The organism is Actinoallomurus acanthiterrae (assembly GCF_054775715.1).
This window is the reverse complement of sequence record NZ_BAAHCO010000001.1, coordinates 379,101-395,907: the sequence shown is the minus strand read 5'-3', so window position 1 is coordinate 395,907 and position 16,807 is coordinate 379,101. Positions and strand designations below refer to the sequence as shown.

The following is a 16,807-nucleotide window of genomic DNA, read 5'->3' as shown; positions in this document are numbered from 1 at the left end:
TATAGCCGGACATGTAATTTGGCGACCCCCCCGTACGGAACCGTACGGGCTTGGCGTGCGTCTGTTTCTGATCATGGAGGCCACTCCCGACGGCGAGCCGGAACTCATCAACGGGCGGTACCGCCTGGTCGAGACCATCGGCCGGGGCGGCATGGGCACTGTGTGGCGCGGTCACGACGAGATGCTCGACCGCGAGGTCGCCATCAAACGGGTGCTGTTCCCGCCGGACGTGGACGACGACGAACGGACCGAACTCACCGCCCTGGCACTGCGCGAGGCCCGCGCCACCGCACGGCTGAACCACCCAGGCGTCGTGACCATCTACGACGTCCTCGACGACGGCTCCCCCGTCATCGTCATGGAGCTGATCGAGGGCCGGTCGCTCGCCGACATCCTCCGCGAGGAGGTGCGCCTGCCCTATCGGCGGGTCGCCGAGATCGGCGCGGCGGTCCTCGACGCGCTGCGGGAGGCCCACAGCGCCGAGATCATCCACCGGGATCTCAAACCGGCGAACGTTCTCATCACCGATCGCCGGGTCGTCATCACCGACTTCGGCGTCGCCCAGCGAGCCGGTGAAAGTGCCGAAGACGCCGAGGAAGTCCTGGGCACCCCGGCGTTCATGGCCCCCGAACAGGTCGAGGGCGCCGCCGCCAGCCCCGCCGCCGATCTGTGGTCACTCGGCGCCACACTCTTCAACGCCGTCGAGGGCCGGCCACCCTTCGAAGGCCCCGACCAGCCCACCATCCTGCTGAGCCTGCTCACCCTGCAGGCCCCGGCCCCGGCGAACGCCGGGCCACTCGCCCCGCTCATCACCGCCCTGCTGCACAAGAACCCCGAACACCGCCCCACCGCCGAAGACGTCGCGCAGCGACTCGACACGATCCTGCGGCACAACGACCGCGCTTCAACTGCCGGAACACCCGCCGTCACACCTTCGGGGAAACCGACCACCACGCCTCCCAGGAAACCGGCCACCGCCCCTCCCGGGAAACCGGCCACCGCCCCTCCCGGGAAACCGGCCACCGCCCCTCCCGGGAAACCGACCACCGCGCCGCCGGGCGCCGGAAGTCCGGCGGCTGCGTCACCGCCCTCGCCGCCATCGGTCTCCGGGAAGCCGCACGGCGCGAAACCCGACGGCGGCACCTCGACCACGCCGCCGTCGACCGGCGGCACGCCGGCCGCGAAGCCCGCCGTAAGCCCCGGAGCCGCTCCGCGGCGACCGCACTACGTGCGCCCCGACCCCGTGCGTCCCCACCGCGTCCCCGCCCGCCCCCCGGCCGCATGGCCCACCCGGCGTCCGGCCTCAGTCCCTCTGCGGTTGGGCCGCGTCGTCGGCGGGATATTCCTCTTCTGCATCGTGTTGTACTCCTGCGCCACCGGCCTGTCTTCGAACCACTTCTCCCCGACCGGGATCGACCCGAGCCCGTCCGACCCGTTCGGCGGCGTGCCCAGCATCCCGCCGTACCCGCCGAGCAGTCCTCCGAACAGCCCGCCGAGCAGCCCGCCGGGCGCCTCGCCTACGCCCGGACCAGCCGCGTACTTTGAGAAAACGGCGATCAGCCCTGACGGGAAACTTGTCGCGTTCGGCGGAGAGTCCGGGATGATCCGGGTGTACGACACTGCGTCCCACAAGCTGCGGTGGCGCTTCCGCGCGTCTTCGGAGCAGTACATGGACACCTATGCACTGGCGTTCAGTCCGGACGGCAAGACCCTCGCCGTCGCCATTGACAAGGTCACCCTCTGGGACATCCCCGGACACAAGCACCGCCAGCTCGACGACTTCGACGATGCGGTCGGCACGTTGCAGTTCAGCGCGGATGGCCGCACCCTCACCACCCTCGGCATGGGCGGCAAATTCGGCACCTGGAACGTCGGGACCGGAACTTATACCTCCGCCGGCGCCATCGCGCTCCCCCACGACGATGACACCTGCGATACCGCGCTGAGCGCCAACGGACGCTACGCGGCTTGCGGGTACTCGAACTTCGGGGGGAACGACGACGTCGGCATCGTCGTCTGGGATATCGAGAACAATCAGCAGGTGGCCGCTTGGCCGGGCGCCCACTGGGAGTACGGTTTGGCCCTCAGCCCGGACGGCGGGAAGGTCCTCTTCTCCGACGAAGACAAGCCGCTGCAGGTCTGGGACGTCGCTTCACATCGACAGACCGGCAGCCTGGCCGTCGAAGTCTCCTCGTCGAATTTCGCGCTGGCGTTCAGCCCGGACGGGAGCAGGCTCGCCGTTCCCGACCCGGACACCGATGGTGTCATCCATATTTGGAACGTCTCCCGGAAGAAGAAGGTGGCGACGCTCAGGGGCGGCGGCGGTGGCGCGAGCGCCATGGCGTTCAGCGCGGACGGGGACAGGCTGGTCGCGGCGGATTACCAGAGTGGCGTGTTGTGGAACGCGCGTTCGGGCCGGAAACTCGCGTCCTGGACCGGATGACCCCGCCCGGAAGCGCTCGTCGCCCGGAAGGCGGAGAGCGAGGTGGTTCACCCCCGAAGCACCCGTCGCGCAGGGAACCCCGCCGAGCGGGCCCGCGTCTGACGTGATCATGGTGGACGGCACGCCGGACGGCGAGCAGGAGCTCATCAACGGGCGGTACCGCCTGGTCGAGACCATCGGCCAAGGTGGCATGGGCACTGTGTGGCGCGGTCACGACGAGATGCTCGACCGCGAGGTCGCCATCAAACGGGTGCTGTTCCCGCCGGACGTGGACGACGACGAACGCGCTGAACTCACCGCCCTGGCACTGCGCGAGGCCCGCGCCACCGCACGACTGAACCACCCAGGCGTCGTGACCATCTACGACGTCCTCGACGACGGCTCCCCCGTCATCGTCATGGAGCTGATCGAAGGCCGCTCACTCGCCGACATCCTCCGCGAAGAGGTACGCCTGCCGTACCGGCGGGTCGCCGAGATCGGCGCCGCGGTCCTCGACGCGCTGCGGGAGGCCCACGCCGCCGGAATCGTGCACCGTGACCTCAAGCCCGCCAACATCCTCATCACCGACCGGCGGATCGTGCTCACCGACTTCGGCGTCGCCCAGCGGGTCGGCGAACGCGCCGCGGACTTCGACGACGTGCTGGGCACCCCGGCGTTCATGGCCCCCGAACAGGCCGAGAACGCCGCCGCCAGCCCCGCCGCCGACCTGTGGTCGCTCGGCGCCGTGCTGTTCAACGCCGTCGAGGGCAGGCCGCCCTTCCAAGGCCCCGACCACGCCACCGTCCTGCTCACCCTCCTCACCCAGGAGGCGCCCGCTTTGGTCAACGGCGGGCCGCTCAGACCGCTGATCGCCGCGCTGCTGGTCAAGGATCCGGAGCGCCGCCCGACCGCCGAGGAGACGGCCGAACGGCTGACGGCGATCCTGCGCCAGGACGACGACGGCGGGTCGCCGGCGTCCGAGAGTCCGGCGATCCTCCCGCCGGACCCCGGGAAGGTAAGAGGCGGCGGCGCGACCGCTTCGAGTACACCCGCGTCGGCTCCGCTGCCGAAGCCTGCCGCACCGCCGGGGGCGCTTCCGAAGCGCCCGCATTACGTGCGCCCGGACGGTCCGCGGCCCCACTCCGTGCCCGCCCGCGCCCCGGCTCCGTCCTCCCCGCAGCGGCGAACGGGCCGCGCCCTGACCGGGATGCTCGTCACCGTGTTCGGCCTCGCTCTGCTGTACTCCTGCGCGCATTACTCGCCGAGCGGCCCGATCATCGCCCCCAGCCCGTCCAATCCGTTCGGCGGCCCCCCGAGCGTCCCGGCCTTCCCGCCCGCCACGTCGCCGGAACCCACGCCGACGACGCCGGAGGAGTCCAGCGGCTTCCACGCGGTGGCGATCAGCCCGGACGGGGGCACCGTCGCCTTCGGCGGAGACTCCGGGGTGGTCCGGCTGTACGGGACCACCTCGCATAAGCTGCTGCGTTCCTTCCGCCCGCCCAAGGACTCGGAAGAGGAGATCTCCGCCCTGGCGTTCAGCCCGGACGGCCTGAGCATCGCGGTCGGACGCGAATACGCCGACGAGGTGCAGGTCTGGGACATCGCCAAGCGCAAGCAGCGCACGCTCTCCGGGTTCTCCGACGTGCTGAAGGTGCTGCGGTTCAGCTCCGACGGCCGGACGCTGATCGCGGCCGGCTCGCAGGGCACCGTCGGCAGGTGGACCATGGGGACCTTCGCCTACCGAGGCGGTTCCATCCGCGTCCCCGACGAGAAGGAGGACTGCCTCAGCATGGCCATCAGCCCGAACGGCTACGTGGCCTGTGGATATAGCGATGGTGTCGTCGTGTGGGACACCGAGAAGGGCCGGCAGGTCGCCTCCTGGCCCGGTGCCGACGCGAACGCCATCGCACTCAGCCCGGACGGCAGGACCCTCGCGATCGATGACCGCAGATTCGACGACAACCTGCAGATCTGGGACATCTCCTCGCACCGGGAGAAGCACGTGCTGCACACCCGGGTGATCGCGGACGCGGATCCGCTGGAGTTCGGCCCGGACGGTGACACGCTCGCCGTCCCGACCAGCGACCTGGACCGTACCCCGAGCGTTCCGGTCATCCAGATCTGGGACGTCTCGGCCGAGAAGGAGGCCGCGAAGTTCGACGCTACCCAGGGCCTGTACGGCCTGGCGTTCAGCCAGGACGGCACCATGCTGGCCGGCGCGGATAACGCCGCCGGCGGCGCGCTCTGGAAGACTCGATCCGGCAAGAAGCTGGCGTCCTGGACCGAATGACCCGGTGTGGCGGCTTCAGTGCCCGCCCTCCCCCGCGGTGGACCGCGTCGCCGCGCCCTGACCGTCGCCCGAAGTGATCGCCAGGTGCTCCTCCCGGCCGTCGTCCATTCGGATCCGCGCGGTGTGCGGAAGGTCGACGACGTCGCGGTAGACGTGGTTGAGCTTGATCTTGACGCGGGCGGTCGGGCGCCGGGCCTGCTTGGACAGTACGCCGTGCTCGTCGGGCTGCAGTTCGCGCAGCGGCCGGGCGGGCGGCACGCGGCGGGCCATGGCCACCGCGGCCTCCTCCTCGTCGACCGGGCGCTCGACCTCGACGTACGCGCCGTTGGGCAGCCGTTTGATGACGCCGGTCTCGACACCGTGCTCGAGCATGTGGCGATCGCGGTGCTGCAGGCCGAGAGCGATCCGCCGGGAGATGACGAACGCGAGCACCGGCCCGACGATCACGGCGATCCGGAAGATCCACGTGGTGGTGAACAGCGGGATGTCGAACGTCTTGGCGATGATGTCGTTGCCGCCGGCCAGCCACAGGACGGCGTAGAAGACGACGCCGGCCATGCCGATGCCGACGCGCGCCGGGACGTCGCGCGGCCGGTCGAGGAGATGGTGGATCTCGTAGTCGTGGGTGACCCAGCGTTCGAGGAACGGGTAGATGGCCAGGCCCGTGAACAGCACCCCCGGCACGACGAGCGCCGGGACGATGACGTTCATCGGCAGCGTGTGCCCGAACGCGTTGATCTCCCACGCCGGCATGATCCGCAGTGAGCCCTCGAGGAATCCCATGTACCAGTCGGGCTGCGATCCGGCGCTGATGCTGCCCGGTTCGTACGGGCCGAACAGCCAGATCGGGTTGATCTGGAAGAACGTCGCCAGCAACGCGACGAACCCGAACACCCACATGAAGAACGCCGACGTCTTGACGATGAACACCGGCCAGAACGGCTTGCCCTCGACGGTCCGGTCGGTCCGGCCCTTGGCGGGGAACTGCGTGTGGGTCTGCCGCCAGGTGAGGACCACCGCGTGCAGCGGGAGCAGCGCCAGCAGGATGCCCGGGATCAGCAGGACGTGGATCGTGAACAGCCTGGGGATGATCTCGTTGCCCGGGAACTCCCCGCCGAACAGGAAGAACGACAGGTACGAGCCGACGAGCGGCAGGGACAGCAGGACGCCTTCGAGGATGCGGATGCCGGTGCCGGACAGCAGGTCGTCCGGCAGGGAGTAGCCGAACAGGCCGTTCAGGAGGACGAGGATGAACAGCGTCACGCCGATCAGCCAGTTGACCTCACGCGGCTTGCGGAAAGCGCCGGTGAAGAAGTTGCGCAGCATGTGCGCGACGATCGACGCCAGGAACACGATCGTCGCCCAGTGGTGGATCTGCCGCATGAGCAGTCCGCCGCGCACGTCGAAGCTGATGCGGAGCGTCGATTCGTACGCCTCGCTCATCGTGATGCCGCGCAGCGGCATGTAGTGGCCGTTGTAGACGACGTCGTGCGCGCTCGGTTTGAAGAAGAAAGTCAGGAAGACGCCGGTCGCGATGATGATGAAGAAGCAGTACATCGCGATCTCGCCGAGCAGGAAGGTCCAATGATCGGGAAAGACCTTCCGCATCGCTTTCGACCCGAAGCGCGCACCGCCGAACCGCTCATCGATCGCTCGGCCTGTGCTGGACAGTGGTCTGGGCGCTGTCGCCATCGCCGACTCCGCTCTGGCGGCCCCCCGACCGCCTCGAGTATCGGTCCTCTACCACTTGTAGTACTTCCCCGTTCATAACGCAACGGAGTTGCCTTGGCCACTTTTGGCACAATTAGTGCAGTTCGTCACTTGCGACGGTAACTTTCGATCTCAGCCATGGGCTGGGGGGAGGGTTCCGTGTGACGAATGAGGGACGGCCGTGGGCATCCATCCCACCCCGACTCGCCGCCGAGGTCAGACGAGGGCTGGCCGACGAGATGACCGAGGAGATCCACCGCAGGATCCCCGAATACGCCCGCCGCTGGGATGACGCCTTCGCCGCGGTCATCCGCTCGGCCGTCGACCGGGTCATCGACGAGGTGTTAAGGCGTGTCACGGAAGACGAGGCGTCCACCGAGCAGGTCGCCGAGTTCTTCCGCGGAATCGGCCACAGCGTGGCCCGCGAGGGGCGCGCCCTCGACACGCTCCAGATGGCCATCCGCGTCGCCGGGCTGACCGTCTGGCGCCGGATCTCCGCCGACCTCGATTCCCTCCGGCTGTCCCCGCAATCGCTGTGTGCACTCGGCGAGACGGTCATGATCATCCAGGACGAGGTCGCCGCCGCCGCCGCGGAGGGCTACGCCCAGGCGGAGGCCGCCGTCGCCGGCGAGCTCACCCGCCGCCGCAGCCGCCTCGTCAACCTGCTCCTCGCCCGGCCGCCCGCCTCCGCCGAGGACATCATCGAACTCGCCCGCGTCGCGCGCTGGCCCGTACCCCGTACGGTCGCCGCCGTCGCCCTCTACGAACGCCGGCAGGGCGTCGGCAGGCCGGCGCTGCCGCCCGACATACTCGCCGACCTCAGCCGCTCGAAGCCCTGCCTGATCGTCCCCGACCCCGACGGACCGGGCCGCGCCCGCCAGCTCGACGCCGCCCTGACCGACTGGGTCGCCGTCGTCGGCCCGACCGTAAAGCTGTCGGAGGTGTCCCGGTCGATGCGCTGGGCCCGGCAGGGCCTCGACCTCGTACGCCGGGGCGTCGTCGCCGACGACAACGTCGTACGGTGCGCCGAGCACATGTCCACGCTGATCCTCTTCCAGGACGAGGGACTGCTCGCGGCCCTGTCCGCGCGGCAGCTCGCCCCACTGGCCCACCTGCGGCAGAGCCAGCAGGATCGGCTGGCCGAGACGCTGCTGGCGTGGCTGCAGGCGGGCCGCAACGCCAACGAGGTCGCGGTCCGGCTGCACGTCCATCCGCAGACGGTGCGCTACCGGCTGCGCCAGCTCGACGACCTGTTCGGCGACCGGCTACAGGACCCCGACCTGCGGTTCGAGCTGGAGATCGTCCTACGTGCCCGGGCCCTGCTGTCCGGCACCGGCCGAGCGAGCGAGACCCCCGAAGGCCAGGTGATCAGCCTCCGCCGCTGACCTCGTCATGAGTGGCAGGGCAGCGTCCCCAAGACCCGATGAGGCACCGCGATCCCTCGGCTGGTGATCGCCGGATATCGACCCGTCGGCACATCATCATCGGTCGGTGAAAGTTAGGTACGCGAGAGCCCCCGGGCCGTACGGCCCGGGGGCTCTTCGCATTTCGGCGTCAGCGTGTCGCGACCGCCACTTCTACGCACTCACCCGTGTTGGTGCTGAGCTCGGCCTTCCGCCACTCGACATGCGACAGATCGATCTGGGGCATGGATGCACGTCCCTCGCTGGGTCAAGTATTCGCCAATTCCTCGGCGATGAGCGCCATCGTATCGGCGGGACTCAGCGCCGCTCCGACCAGATGACGGAACCCTTCGTGGAACGCGTCGACCTCGGCCCCTTCCTCGACGTAAAGCTCGCCTGCGAAGTTGTCCACGTAGACCGCGTCGCGATCGGCCTCCTCCGGGAACTGCAGGATCGTGAACGGCCCACGTCCAGCACCCGGGTGCGCCCCGATGCCGAACGGGATCAGCTGCAACGTAACGCTCGGCAGCCGGGCCACTTCCACAAGCCTCTCAATCTGCGCCCGCATGACCTCCGGCCCGCCGATCGGGCGGCGCAGCACGGCTTCGTCAATGACCGCCCACACGCTCAGCGGATCAGGGTCGGCAAGGACCTGCTGGCGTTCCATCCGCACCGCGACACGGTCGTCAATCACCTTCTCGCTGACCTCGTCCGGTGTCACCTGAACCAATGCGCGGGCGTAGGACTCGATCTGGAATAGGCCAGGCACGATCAGCGGCTGGTAGGTGAGCAGCTTGATCGCCTCGGCCTCCAGGCCGATGTACGTCGTGTACGTTTCCGACAGCATCTTGCTGTACGGCTGCCACCAGCCCTTCTGGCGGCCTTCGCGAGCGAGCTGCAGCAACTCCTCGCGCTGGCGTTCGTCGGTGACGCCATAGACATCCAGAAGGTTGCGGACGTCGCCGATGTTCGGCCGGACCCATTGCGCGCTCTCGATGAACCGCAGCTTCGCCGTAGAGAACTCCAGCCGTTCGGCAACCTGTTCGAGCGTCATCCTGGCACGACCGCGCAACTGCCTGAGCTCGGCGGACAGACGTCGACGGCGCAGCGTCGGGCTCCGGCGTTCTGGCATGGACGCGATCGTAGCCACCTCACTCAGAGAACCAGTCATTCGTCATTTAACGTACAGCGCAAAGATTGCGCTTGAAAGTTTGCGCTACAGCGTTCATTCTGAACCAGTACCCAACCCACCCTCGGGCCCACCCAGCCCGGCAGACCTAACGGGGAGTGATCCCTGTGACACATAACGATGCGGTCCTCGCCGACCGTCTCCTATCCCTACCGTCGGCGCGGTTCCCGGTGCGAGCCCTGCCCGAGTACGCCGGCCGGGCCCGCGAGTTCGCCAAGAACACGGTCACCGGGTTTCCGCACGACCCGTACGAGGTCGCCCTCATCACCAGCGAGATCGTGACCAACGCGATCTGCGCCACCGCCGCCCTGCGTAACTGGCCGGACGACGTCTTTCCCATCGATCTCAACGTGATCGTCACCGACCGGTACGTGCACCTGGCCGTCACCGACCCCGTCACCGAGCCGATGCCCGCCCGGGAGCAGGGCGGCCTGCTCGCCAACAACGGGCGCGGTCTCTTAATCGTCGACCAGCACGCCCTCGACCGATGGGTGACCTACGCCGAGGACAGCAAGACCGTGCACGTCATCGTCCCGGCCCCCGAGGTCGCCCTGACTCCGGCTGAGCTCCACGACTTCCGGAGGCCGTAGTGATCCACTGCCTCCTCTCCATGCTCGCCTGGCTGCTCGTCCGGCCCACGCCCAAACGCCGTTTGGTGGCCGACGACACGGCCATCGACATCCCGGCCCACGTCCCCGACCCGAGCCCCGAACAACTGGCCAACCTCCAGGGCCTCTGCGCTCAGTGGCTGGTGATGTGGTGCTGGTACCGGCGCGAGTACGCCGCGATCGCGAAGTTCGGCGATGAGCCGACGATCATCTACGACCGCGATCCGCAGCGGCTGGTCTTCCAATGCCGCGAGGTGGAGCTGGCGACGGCAGCGTAAGCCGCCGCCAACCCGGGCCGGCACACCGCCGCCAGGTCGGTGAGAGACGGGCCCGGTAACCAGACACCGCGGACCAACTGGCGGCACTACGAGCCGGCCAGGCCCACTGACGCTCCGGCCGACCGGCCGGAGAGGAAGCCGGTACGGCGACCGAGCCGTACACGAGGCTCTTGAGGAGGAGCCAGATGACCTTAATCCTCGACAGGACGGCCACGGCCGTCGTCCCCCCGGATCTCGTCCCGCCCGCACTGTTCGACCGACTCGTCCGGCGCATCGTCAAGGACGAGCAGGTCGACCAGCCGACGGCCGAGCGGATCATGGGCCAGGCGCTCGCGTTTCTGCAGGTGTGCGCCCTCAACCGCGGCGCCGGCCTGGCGCCCTCCCCGATGGTCGATATCGGCTGGCACACGTTCGTTCTCCACACGAAGGAGTACGGCGAGTTCTGCGAGCGGGTCGCGGGGCGGTTCATTCACCATCTCCCTACCGACGACAACAAGTGCGACAGCGCCTGTACGGGAGACATCCCGCCCGTCGAGGGCGGCATGGTCGCCACCGCGCTCGCCAAGATGCGCGCGGCTGGCATCCCAATAGATGAGGAGATGTGGCGGGCCCACACGGGCGACTGCTCGCAGTGCCATGCCGGCTGTACCGACAGCCCGTGACATCCACCTCCCAGGCGGCCCCAGGTCATATGCTCGGCGACCTGGGGTCGCCCCCGCCAGCGAGGAAACGCCATGAGTCGACATGAATGGGACGCCCTGCCGAAAGGCGTCCGCAACGCCGTGGAGCAGCATTGCGGCGGACGGGTCATCGACGCCGAAGCGCCCGAGATGGGATGCAGTTCGGAGTTCTCCGCCACGCTCCGTCTGAACGGCGGGGCCGTGTTCTGCAAGGGCATCCGAGCCACCGCGCCGAACGCGTGGATGCACCGCAACGAGGCTGCCGTGAACCACCTGTTGCCTCGTGGCCTGGCACCGCGGCTGCTATGGCAGACCGAGACGGACGGCTGGCTGATGCTCGGCTTCGAGCACGCGACCGGACGACACCCGGACCCGTCCCCCTCTTCCGCCGACCTGGCACCCGTCGCGGAGGCAGTGGCAGCCCTCCAGCAGGTGAACCCGCACGCCGTGCCGAATCGCAGCATCGCAGCGCGCTGGGCCCGGCTGCCGGTTTGGCAGCAGTACGCCCAGAACCCACCCGACGACCTGGACCCATGGGAGCAGGAGAACCTGCCGCGCCTGGCGGAGCTGGAGGCGGGCGCGTACGAGCTGCTCGACGGTGACGCGCTGCTGCACACGGACCTGCAGCCCGGGAACCTCCTCATCAACGATGGCGAGGTGGTGGTCGTCGACTGGGCCTGGGCCTCCCGTGGCGCACCTTGGATAGATTCAGCGTTCATGGTGATCAGGCTCATGGCGGCCGGCCATTCGCCCGAGAGCGCGGAGTCGTGGGCGGACCAGATCCCCGCGTGGCGGGCGGCTCCGGCAGCCACGGTGACGGCCTTCGCGGCCACGGTGCTGGGCCTGTGGGGGCACAAGACACGGTCTCCGTCCGCGCGGCCGCACTCGGCGAAGCTGACGGCCGTGGCCCGGCGCTGGGCACGGCATCGCCTCGAGGCGACGACGTCCGAAGGGCAAGTGATCAGCCTCTGCCACTGACGGCGTAACGCGGGCCGCGCTAGTGCGACGGGTGCGCTATCTGGGGCAATTAGTCATGTTTTTTGCTGCCTGTCCGAGCTGTGGATGACGGGCGGGCCGATCCGCCGTACGGGCGCTGAACGCCCAGGTGGCGAGTGCGCAGAGCGCGAGTGTCGCGCCGAGGACGGTGGGGCCGATCCAGCCGGTGGCGCCGAACAGGGCTGTGGTCGCGGCCGCTCCCAGGGCGGAACCGAGGGAGTAGAAGACCATGTAGGCGCCGATGGTCGTGCTGGTGCGGTCGGGGTAGGCGGCGGTGAGAGTGTGCTGGTTGCTGACGTGCACGGCTTGAACGGCGAAGTCGAGCAGGATCACGCCGAGGATCAGAAGCGGCAGCGACCACGGGAGCTGTCCGATCGCGGCCCAGGAGACGAGCAGGAGCGCGAGTGCGATGCCGGTGACCCGGTGCGCGTGCCCGCCGTCGCCCCAGCGTCCGGACCGGGCGGCGCCGAGAGCCCCGGCGAGCCCGGCGACGCCGAAGAGCCCGATCCTCGCTTCGCTGAGGTGCCACGGCGCATCGGCCAGCGGCAGGGCCATGCCGCTCCACAGGGTGCCGAACGAGGCGAACAGGAAGAACGCGATCAGCCCGCGGCTGAGGAACACCGGCTGGGCGAACAGCCCACCGAAGGACCGGAGGACCTGTCCGTACCGTGCCGTGTTCGGGCGGACATCCGCGGGCAGCAGGGTGAGGGCCAGCAGCGCGAGGACGGCGGCGAGGATCGCCAGGGTCAGGTAGATGCTCCGCCATCCCCACAGGTCCGCGAGGACTCCCGCGATGACGCGCGCGCCCAGGATGCCGATCACCACGCCTGAGGTCACGATGCCGAGGTTGCGCCCGCGCTCGGCAGACGGGGAGATCGACGCCGTGTACGCGACGGCGGTCTGCACCACCACCGCGAACACGCCCGCCGCGGCCAGTCCGGAGAATGCCGCCCAGGCAGCCGGGGCGGCCGCGGTGATCGCCATTCCCGTGGCCACCAGGACGAGGTGCGCGGCGATCAGGCGCCTGCGGTCGAGCACGTCGCCCAACGGCACCAGCAGCACCAGTCCGGCCAGATAGCCGAGCTGGCCGGTGGCCACGAACCAGCCGAGCGAGTCGACCGGAACGCCCAGGTCACGCCCCATCGGGCCCAGCACCGGCTGCCCGGCGTAGACGCTCGCCACCGCGACCCCGCACACCACGGCCAGCAGCAGCCTCGTCCTCCAGTTCACGAGCACACCCCCATTTGGTTTCAGTTTGCAACTGATTGGAGGGTAGGCAAGAATGGTTTCATTACGCAACTCATTGGAGGGGTGATGGCGCGCGACGAACCCGACGGACAGAGCCCCGCGTGGACGGACCCGAGCTGCCCGGTCGCCCGCACGGCCGATCTGGTCGGCGACCGGTGGAGCCTGCTCATCATCCGCGACGCGATGGACGGCGCCCGCTCGTTCACCGACTTCCAGCAGCGCACCGGCATCGCCCGCAACATCCTCACCGACCGGCTCCGCAAGCTCACCTCCCACGGCCTGCTCACCCAGGTCGACGCCCCTTCGGGCAGACGCAGGCTGTACGCGCTCACCGAGGCAGGCAAAGACCTCTTCCCCGTGATCGTCACACTGCGACAGTGGGGCGAACGCCACGCCTTCGAAGCGGGCGAGACGCACTCGATCCTGGTCGACGGCGACGGTGCCCGCGTACCCGACCTCCTGCCCGTGGCAGCGAACGGTTCACCACTGACGAGCGATACGACCTCGGTGCGACGGCACACCTGAGTCCGCCGGCTGACCCGTCACGAGGGGCGGGGCAGGGTGCGGAGGGCCAGGACGGTGCACAGGACGGCCAGGGGGATCTCCAGGCAGGCCGCCATCGCCACCGCCGTGATCTGGTCCGCGCCGGGGGCGGCGGTGGACACGTCGAACCACGCGTCCGCGGTCAGCAGGGTGGCGGTGACCATTGCGGTCAGGCACCCTCGGGGGTCGCGCCGGGTGAGGAGCACGCCCGTCGTGATCAGGGCGAGTGCCTCCAGGGTGTCCAAACCCACCCAGGCGATCGGCCAGTGCGCGGCGGTCGTGGTGGCGGGCAGGCTGGAGGCCAGCACGAACAGCCAGGGCACCAGCGCCAGGCCGGCGCCGATGAACAGGAACCCAAGGCGGGCCGGCCACCGCGGGCGGGTTCGGGCCGGGGGTGCCGAGGCGGGCTTCGGCGTGGGGAGAGGACGCTTCGCCGGGGCGACGGGCGGGCTGATCGTGCTGGTGACCATGGTCAACAGCTTGGCGATCAGCGGCGTCACAGTCAGTCACGCCGATTTCCGACTTGAGGGTGGTACTGGCTTCACCTCCGATCGGGAGTCTGCTTCATGGCGTGCTGGAAACCGGCCCGATTAGGGTCTTCTCATGACACAAGCGGTCTCACAGCACCGCGCCTCCCCTCGATGGACCGACTACCTTCCGTTGTCGCGTGGCGCGTGGCGGAACACGGCCTTCGTCGCGGCCGGCGTTCCCGTCCACGCCGTGGCGCTCTCGGCGGTCGTGGCGTCCTGGACGGTAATGGGCGACGTCGAGTCGGTGGGACAGATCCTGATCACCCTCGTGACCTCCCTCCTGCTGCCGCTCGTCCTGCTGAGGCCGTTGACAGGCATCCAGCGGAGCCGGTTCTGGGGGCTGCTCGACGCCGACCTTCCGCCGCCTCCCCCGGTCGGGCGCGACGTTCGGGCGTTCCTGCGCTCCCCAGCGACGTGGCGGCAACTGGCCTACCACGCGATCGTCGGTCCGATGCTCGGCCTAGGCGGGCTGCTCGTCATCGTGATGTGGGCGGCCGGCTTCGGGATGGCGCTGGTCTACGCGTACGCGTGGGCCCTTCCGCCGTACAGCGCGCTCGCGCTCCCCGCGCACAACAGGGCGGCCACCCTCATGACCACGGGCGGCATCCTCCTCCTGCTCATCGCGCCGACCGTGGCCGCGCTGGTCGCGCGGCTGGACGCCCGCGCCGCACGGGCCCTGCTCGGCCCGAGCCGCGCCGAGGTACTCGAGCGTCAGGTCGAAGATCTCGCCGAGAAGCGGGCCGGCGTCGTCGACGCGGCGGACGCCGAACGCCGACGCATCGAGCGCGACCTGCACGACGGCGTACAGCAGCGGCTCGTCTCGCTCGCGATGAACCTCGGGCTGGCCAAGGAGACGCTCACCGGTGTGCCCGACGACGCGATGCAGGTGATCGCCGAGGCGCACACGGAGGCCAAGGAGGCCCTCACCGACCTGCGGAACGTCGTCCGGGGCCTGCACCCGGCCGTCCTCGACGACCGTGGCCTGGACGCCGCGCTGTCGGGCATCGCCGCCCGTGCGCCGCTCCCCGTGAAACTGCGCGTCGACGTGTCCGAACGTCCCGCGCCGACCGTCGAGGCGGTCGCGTACTTCGTGGCGTCCGAGGCCCTCACCAACGTCACCAAGCACGCCCGCGCCTCCCACGTCGAGATGACGCTGGCCCGCCATGGGAACGTCCTGCGGATGACCATCACCGACGACGGGATCGGCGGCGCCGACCCGTCGGGTGGCACGGGCATCAACGGGCTGCGGCAGCGCGTCGGGTCGGTCGACGGTACGTTCCGGATCATCAGTCCGGTCGGTGGGCCGACCGTCATCACCGTGGAGTTGCCGTGCGTATTGTGATCGCTGAGGATTCCGTCCTGCTCCGGGCCGGGTTGATCAAGCTGCTCGAGACGTCGGGGTTCGAGGTGGCCGACGCCTCCGGGGACGCCGAGGGCCTGCTCGTCGCGGTCGAGAAGCACCGGCCCGACGCGGTGATCACGGACGTGCGGATGCCGCCCGGCTACTCCGACGAAGGCGTACGGGCGGCGCTGGTCATCCGCCGGCAGTGGCCGGACGTCGCCGTGCTGCTGCTGTCGCAGTACGTCGAGGAGCGGTACGCCGCGGACCTCCTCGCCGCCAACACCAGCGGCGTCGGCTACCTGCTCAAGGACCGGGTCGCCGACGTCTCCTCCTTCCTGGACGCGCTGCGCCGCGTCGCCGCCGGCGGTACCGCCCTCGATCCGGAGGTCGTCGCCCAGCTGCTCGTCCGGCGGCAGAACGACCCGCTCGAGAGCCTGACCCCGCGCGAGCGGGAGGTCCTCGCGCTGATGGCCGAAGGGCGCTCGAACAGCGGCATCGCCGAGGCTCTCGTGGTCAGCGAGAGCGCCGTCGCCAAGCACATCAACAACATCTTCGCCAAGCTCGGCCTGGTGGGCGGCGCGAACGCCGACCACCGCCGGGTCCTCGCCGTACTCCGGTTCCTGGAGGGTGGATCATGAGCACGTCACCCGGTCTCGCGGAGGCCCCGACCCGGGAACCCGCCGCCGAGGCGCCCCCGCAGCGCCCGCGCCGCAAGGGCCTCTGGCTGACCGTCGCGGCGCTGACCGCGTTCGTGGTGGTCGTGCCGAACGGCGTGCAGATCTGGGGGCGGCTGATCCGGCAGACGTACCACAGCCAGATCATGACCGGTGCCCATCCGATCACGGCACTGGTGGTGGAGGTGGGCGCCGGTGACGTCGAGGTCAGCTCCGGGCCCGCCGGGCAGGTGACCGTGGACCAGACGCTGAAGTGGGCGCTGAACAAACCGCACATCGAGCAGCGCTGGGACGGCACCACCCTCCGGCTCAGGGCCGCGTGCGGGGCAGGGAGCCCGCTGTTCAGCAGCCTGGAGTGCAGTGTCGGGATGGACGTTCAGGTCCCGGCCGGGGTCGCGCTGCAGGCGACGTCCTCGTCCGGAACGGTCGGCGCCCATGGGCTCACAGGCGCCGTACGACTGCAGACCAGCTCCGGCGTCGTGTCGATGGACCGGCTGACGGGACCCGTGTGGGCGCATGCCAGTTCAGGCGTGATCAACGGTACGGACCTCGCCTCGTCCCAGGTGGACGCCGAGTTGTCGTCCGGAGCCATGACGCTGGAGTTCCAGCAGGCTCCGCGGGACGTCACCGCGCGAGCGAGCTCTGGCTCCATCACGATCATGGTGCCGCGAGGGCAGCGCTACCGGGTGACCGGAGGGTCGTCGTTCGGCGGGCCGGACGTCTCGCCCGGCCTGCGGGACGACGCTTCCGACCGCCACGTCGACGTGCGCAGCTCCTCCGGAAGCGCCGAAGTGCAGTATCCGAAACCCTGAGTGGTCACGGCGGTCCGGCTCCGCCGCCGGACCGCCCCGCCCGTTCAATCGTTCGATTGACGCTTGTCATTCATCTACTTGA

At 69.6% G+C, this 16,807-nt stretch carries 16 protein-coding genes; 11 read left to right on the top strand and 5 right to left on the bottom strand.

Annotated features, from left to right (window positions below; genetic code table 11):
- Positions 1-55 precede the first annotated feature (55 nt).
- On the top strand, positions 56-2,443 hold the full coding sequence (locus tag ACYVF7_RS01920; RefSeq protein ID WP_460333864.1) for a WD40 repeat domain-containing serine/threonine protein kinase: 2,388 nt from the start codon (positions 56-58) through the stop codon (positions 2,441-2,443).
- Positions 2,444-2,552: 109 nt separating this feature from the next.
- Positions 2,553-4,712: a WD40 repeat domain-containing serine/threonine protein kinase gene (locus ACYVF7_RS01915; protein WP_460333861.1), complete on the top strand. Its 2,160-nt coding sequence runs from the start codon at positions 2,553-2,555 to the stop codon at positions 4,710-4,712.
- Positions 4,713-4,727: 15 nt separating this feature from the next.
- Here ACYVF7_RS01915 and qcrB read toward each other — a convergent pair whose 3' ends face one another.
- On the bottom strand, positions 4,728-6,404 hold the full coding sequence (gene qcrB, locus ACYVF7_RS01910) for a cytochrome bc1 complex cytochrome b subunit (RefSeq protein WP_460333858.1): 1,677 nt from the start codon (positions 6,402-6,404) through the stop codon (positions 4,728-4,730).
- A gap of 179 nt (positions 6,405-6,583) precedes the next feature.
- On the opposite strand from qcrB, the gene ACYVF7_RS01905 reads away from it, so the two are divergent.
- Positions 6,584-7,807 carry a PucR family transcriptional regulator gene (locus ACYVF7_RS01905; protein ID WP_460333855.1) on the top strand — a complete coding sequence of 408 codons (1,224 nt, stop codon included), beginning with the start codon at positions 6,584-6,586 and terminating at the stop codon, positions 7,805-7,807.
- 169 nt (positions 7,808-7,976) lie between these two features.
- On the opposite strand, the gene ACYVF7_RS01900 is transcribed toward ACYVF7_RS01905, so the two are convergent.
- Together ACYVF7_RS01900 and ACYVF7_RS01895 are read right to left on the bottom strand one after the other, a co-directional pair.
- Positions 7,977-8,072, bottom strand: a complete 96-nt coding sequence (locus ACYVF7_RS01900) for a DUF397 domain-containing protein (RefSeq protein WP_460333853.1) — start codon at positions 8,070-8,072, stop codon at positions 7,977-7,979.
- 21 nt (positions 8,073-8,093) lie between these two features.
- Positions 8,094-8,957 (bottom strand): helix-turn-helix domain-containing protein, encoded by an 864-nt coding sequence (locus ACYVF7_RS01895; RefSeq protein ID WP_460333850.1) that lies wholly within the window; start codon positions 8,955-8,957, stop codon positions 8,094-8,096.
- 164 nt (positions 8,958-9,121) lie between these two features.
- Here ACYVF7_RS01895 and ACYVF7_RS01890 point away from each other — a divergent pair, with 164 nt between their 5' ends.
- The 4 genes from ACYVF7_RS01890 to ACYVF7_RS01875 all read left to right on the top strand — a co-directional run bounded on the left by ACYVF7_RS01890 (position 9,122) and on the right by ACYVF7_RS01875 (position 11,558).
- Complete coding sequence (locus ACYVF7_RS01890) at positions 9,122-9,604, top strand: ATP-binding protein (RefSeq protein WP_460333848.1); 483 nt, start codon at positions 9,122-9,124, stop codon at positions 9,602-9,604.
- Positions 9,604-9,900, top strand: a complete 297-nt coding sequence (locus ACYVF7_RS01885) for a hypothetical protein (RefSeq protein ID WP_460333845.1) — start codon at positions 9,604-9,606, stop codon at positions 9,898-9,900. The genes ACYVF7_RS01890 and ACYVF7_RS01885 overlap by 1 nt, the downstream gene beginning before the upstream one ends.
- 185 nt (positions 9,901-10,085) lie before the next feature.
- Complete coding sequence (locus ACYVF7_RS01880) at positions 10,086-10,562, top strand: glycine-rich domain-containing protein (RefSeq protein ID WP_460333842.1); 477 nt, start codon at positions 10,086-10,088, stop codon at positions 10,560-10,562.
- A 72-nt stretch (positions 10,563-10,634) separates the two neighbouring features.
- Positions 10,635-11,558 (top strand): phosphotransferase, encoded by a 924-nt coding sequence (locus tag ACYVF7_RS01875; RefSeq protein WP_460333839.1) that lies wholly within the window; start codon positions 10,635-10,637, stop codon positions 11,556-11,558.
- Positions 11,559-11,594: 36 nt separating this feature from the next.
- Here the strand turns inward: ACYVF7_RS01875 and ACYVF7_RS01870 are convergent, their stop codons facing one another.
- Positions 11,595-12,806, bottom strand: a complete 1,212-nt coding sequence (locus ACYVF7_RS01870) for an MFS transporter (RefSeq protein ID WP_460333836.1) — start codon at positions 12,804-12,806, stop codon at positions 11,595-11,597.
- An 84-nt stretch (positions 12,807-12,890) separates the two neighbouring features.
- Between ACYVF7_RS01870 and ACYVF7_RS01865 the strand changes: the two genes are divergently transcribed.
- Positions 12,891-13,349, top strand: coding sequence for a winged helix-turn-helix transcriptional regulator (locus ACYVF7_RS01865; protein ID WP_460333833.1), 459 nt, complete (start codon positions 12,891-12,893; stop codon positions 13,347-13,349).
- Between the two features lie 17 nt (positions 13,350-13,366).
- Here the strand turns inward: ACYVF7_RS01865 and ACYVF7_RS01860 are convergent, their stop codons facing one another.
- Positions 13,367-13,867 carry a hypothetical protein gene (locus ACYVF7_RS01860; RefSeq protein WP_460333830.1) on the bottom strand — a complete coding sequence of 167 codons (501 nt, stop codon included), beginning with the start codon at positions 13,865-13,867 and terminating at the stop codon, positions 13,367-13,369.
- Between the two features lie 103 nt (positions 13,868-13,970).
- On the opposite strand from ACYVF7_RS01860, the gene ACYVF7_RS01855 reads away from it, so the two are divergent.
- Genes ACYVF7_RS01855 through ACYVF7_RS01845 form a run of 3 tightly spaced genes read left to right on the top strand, consistent with a single transcriptional unit; the run spans position 13,971 to position 16,725 of the window.
- A complete protein-coding gene (locus ACYVF7_RS01855) occupies positions 13,971-15,239 on the top strand; it encodes a sensor histidine kinase (RefSeq protein ID WP_460333827.1) in 1,269 nt (422 codons plus the stop codon).
- Positions 15,227-15,877: a LuxR C-terminal-related transcriptional regulator gene (locus tag ACYVF7_RS01850; protein ID WP_460333823.1), complete on the top strand. Its 651-nt coding sequence runs from the start codon at positions 15,227-15,229 to the stop codon at positions 15,875-15,877. Before ACYVF7_RS01855 ends, ACYVF7_RS01850 begins: the two co-directional genes overlap by 13 nt.
- Positions 15,874-16,725: a DUF4097 family beta strand repeat-containing protein gene (locus ACYVF7_RS01845; protein WP_460333820.1), complete on the top strand. Its 852-nt coding sequence runs from the start codon at positions 15,874-15,876 to the stop codon at positions 16,723-16,725. The genes ACYVF7_RS01850 and ACYVF7_RS01845 overlap by 4 nt, the downstream gene beginning before the upstream one ends.
- Positions 16,726-16,807 lie beyond the last annotated feature (82 nt).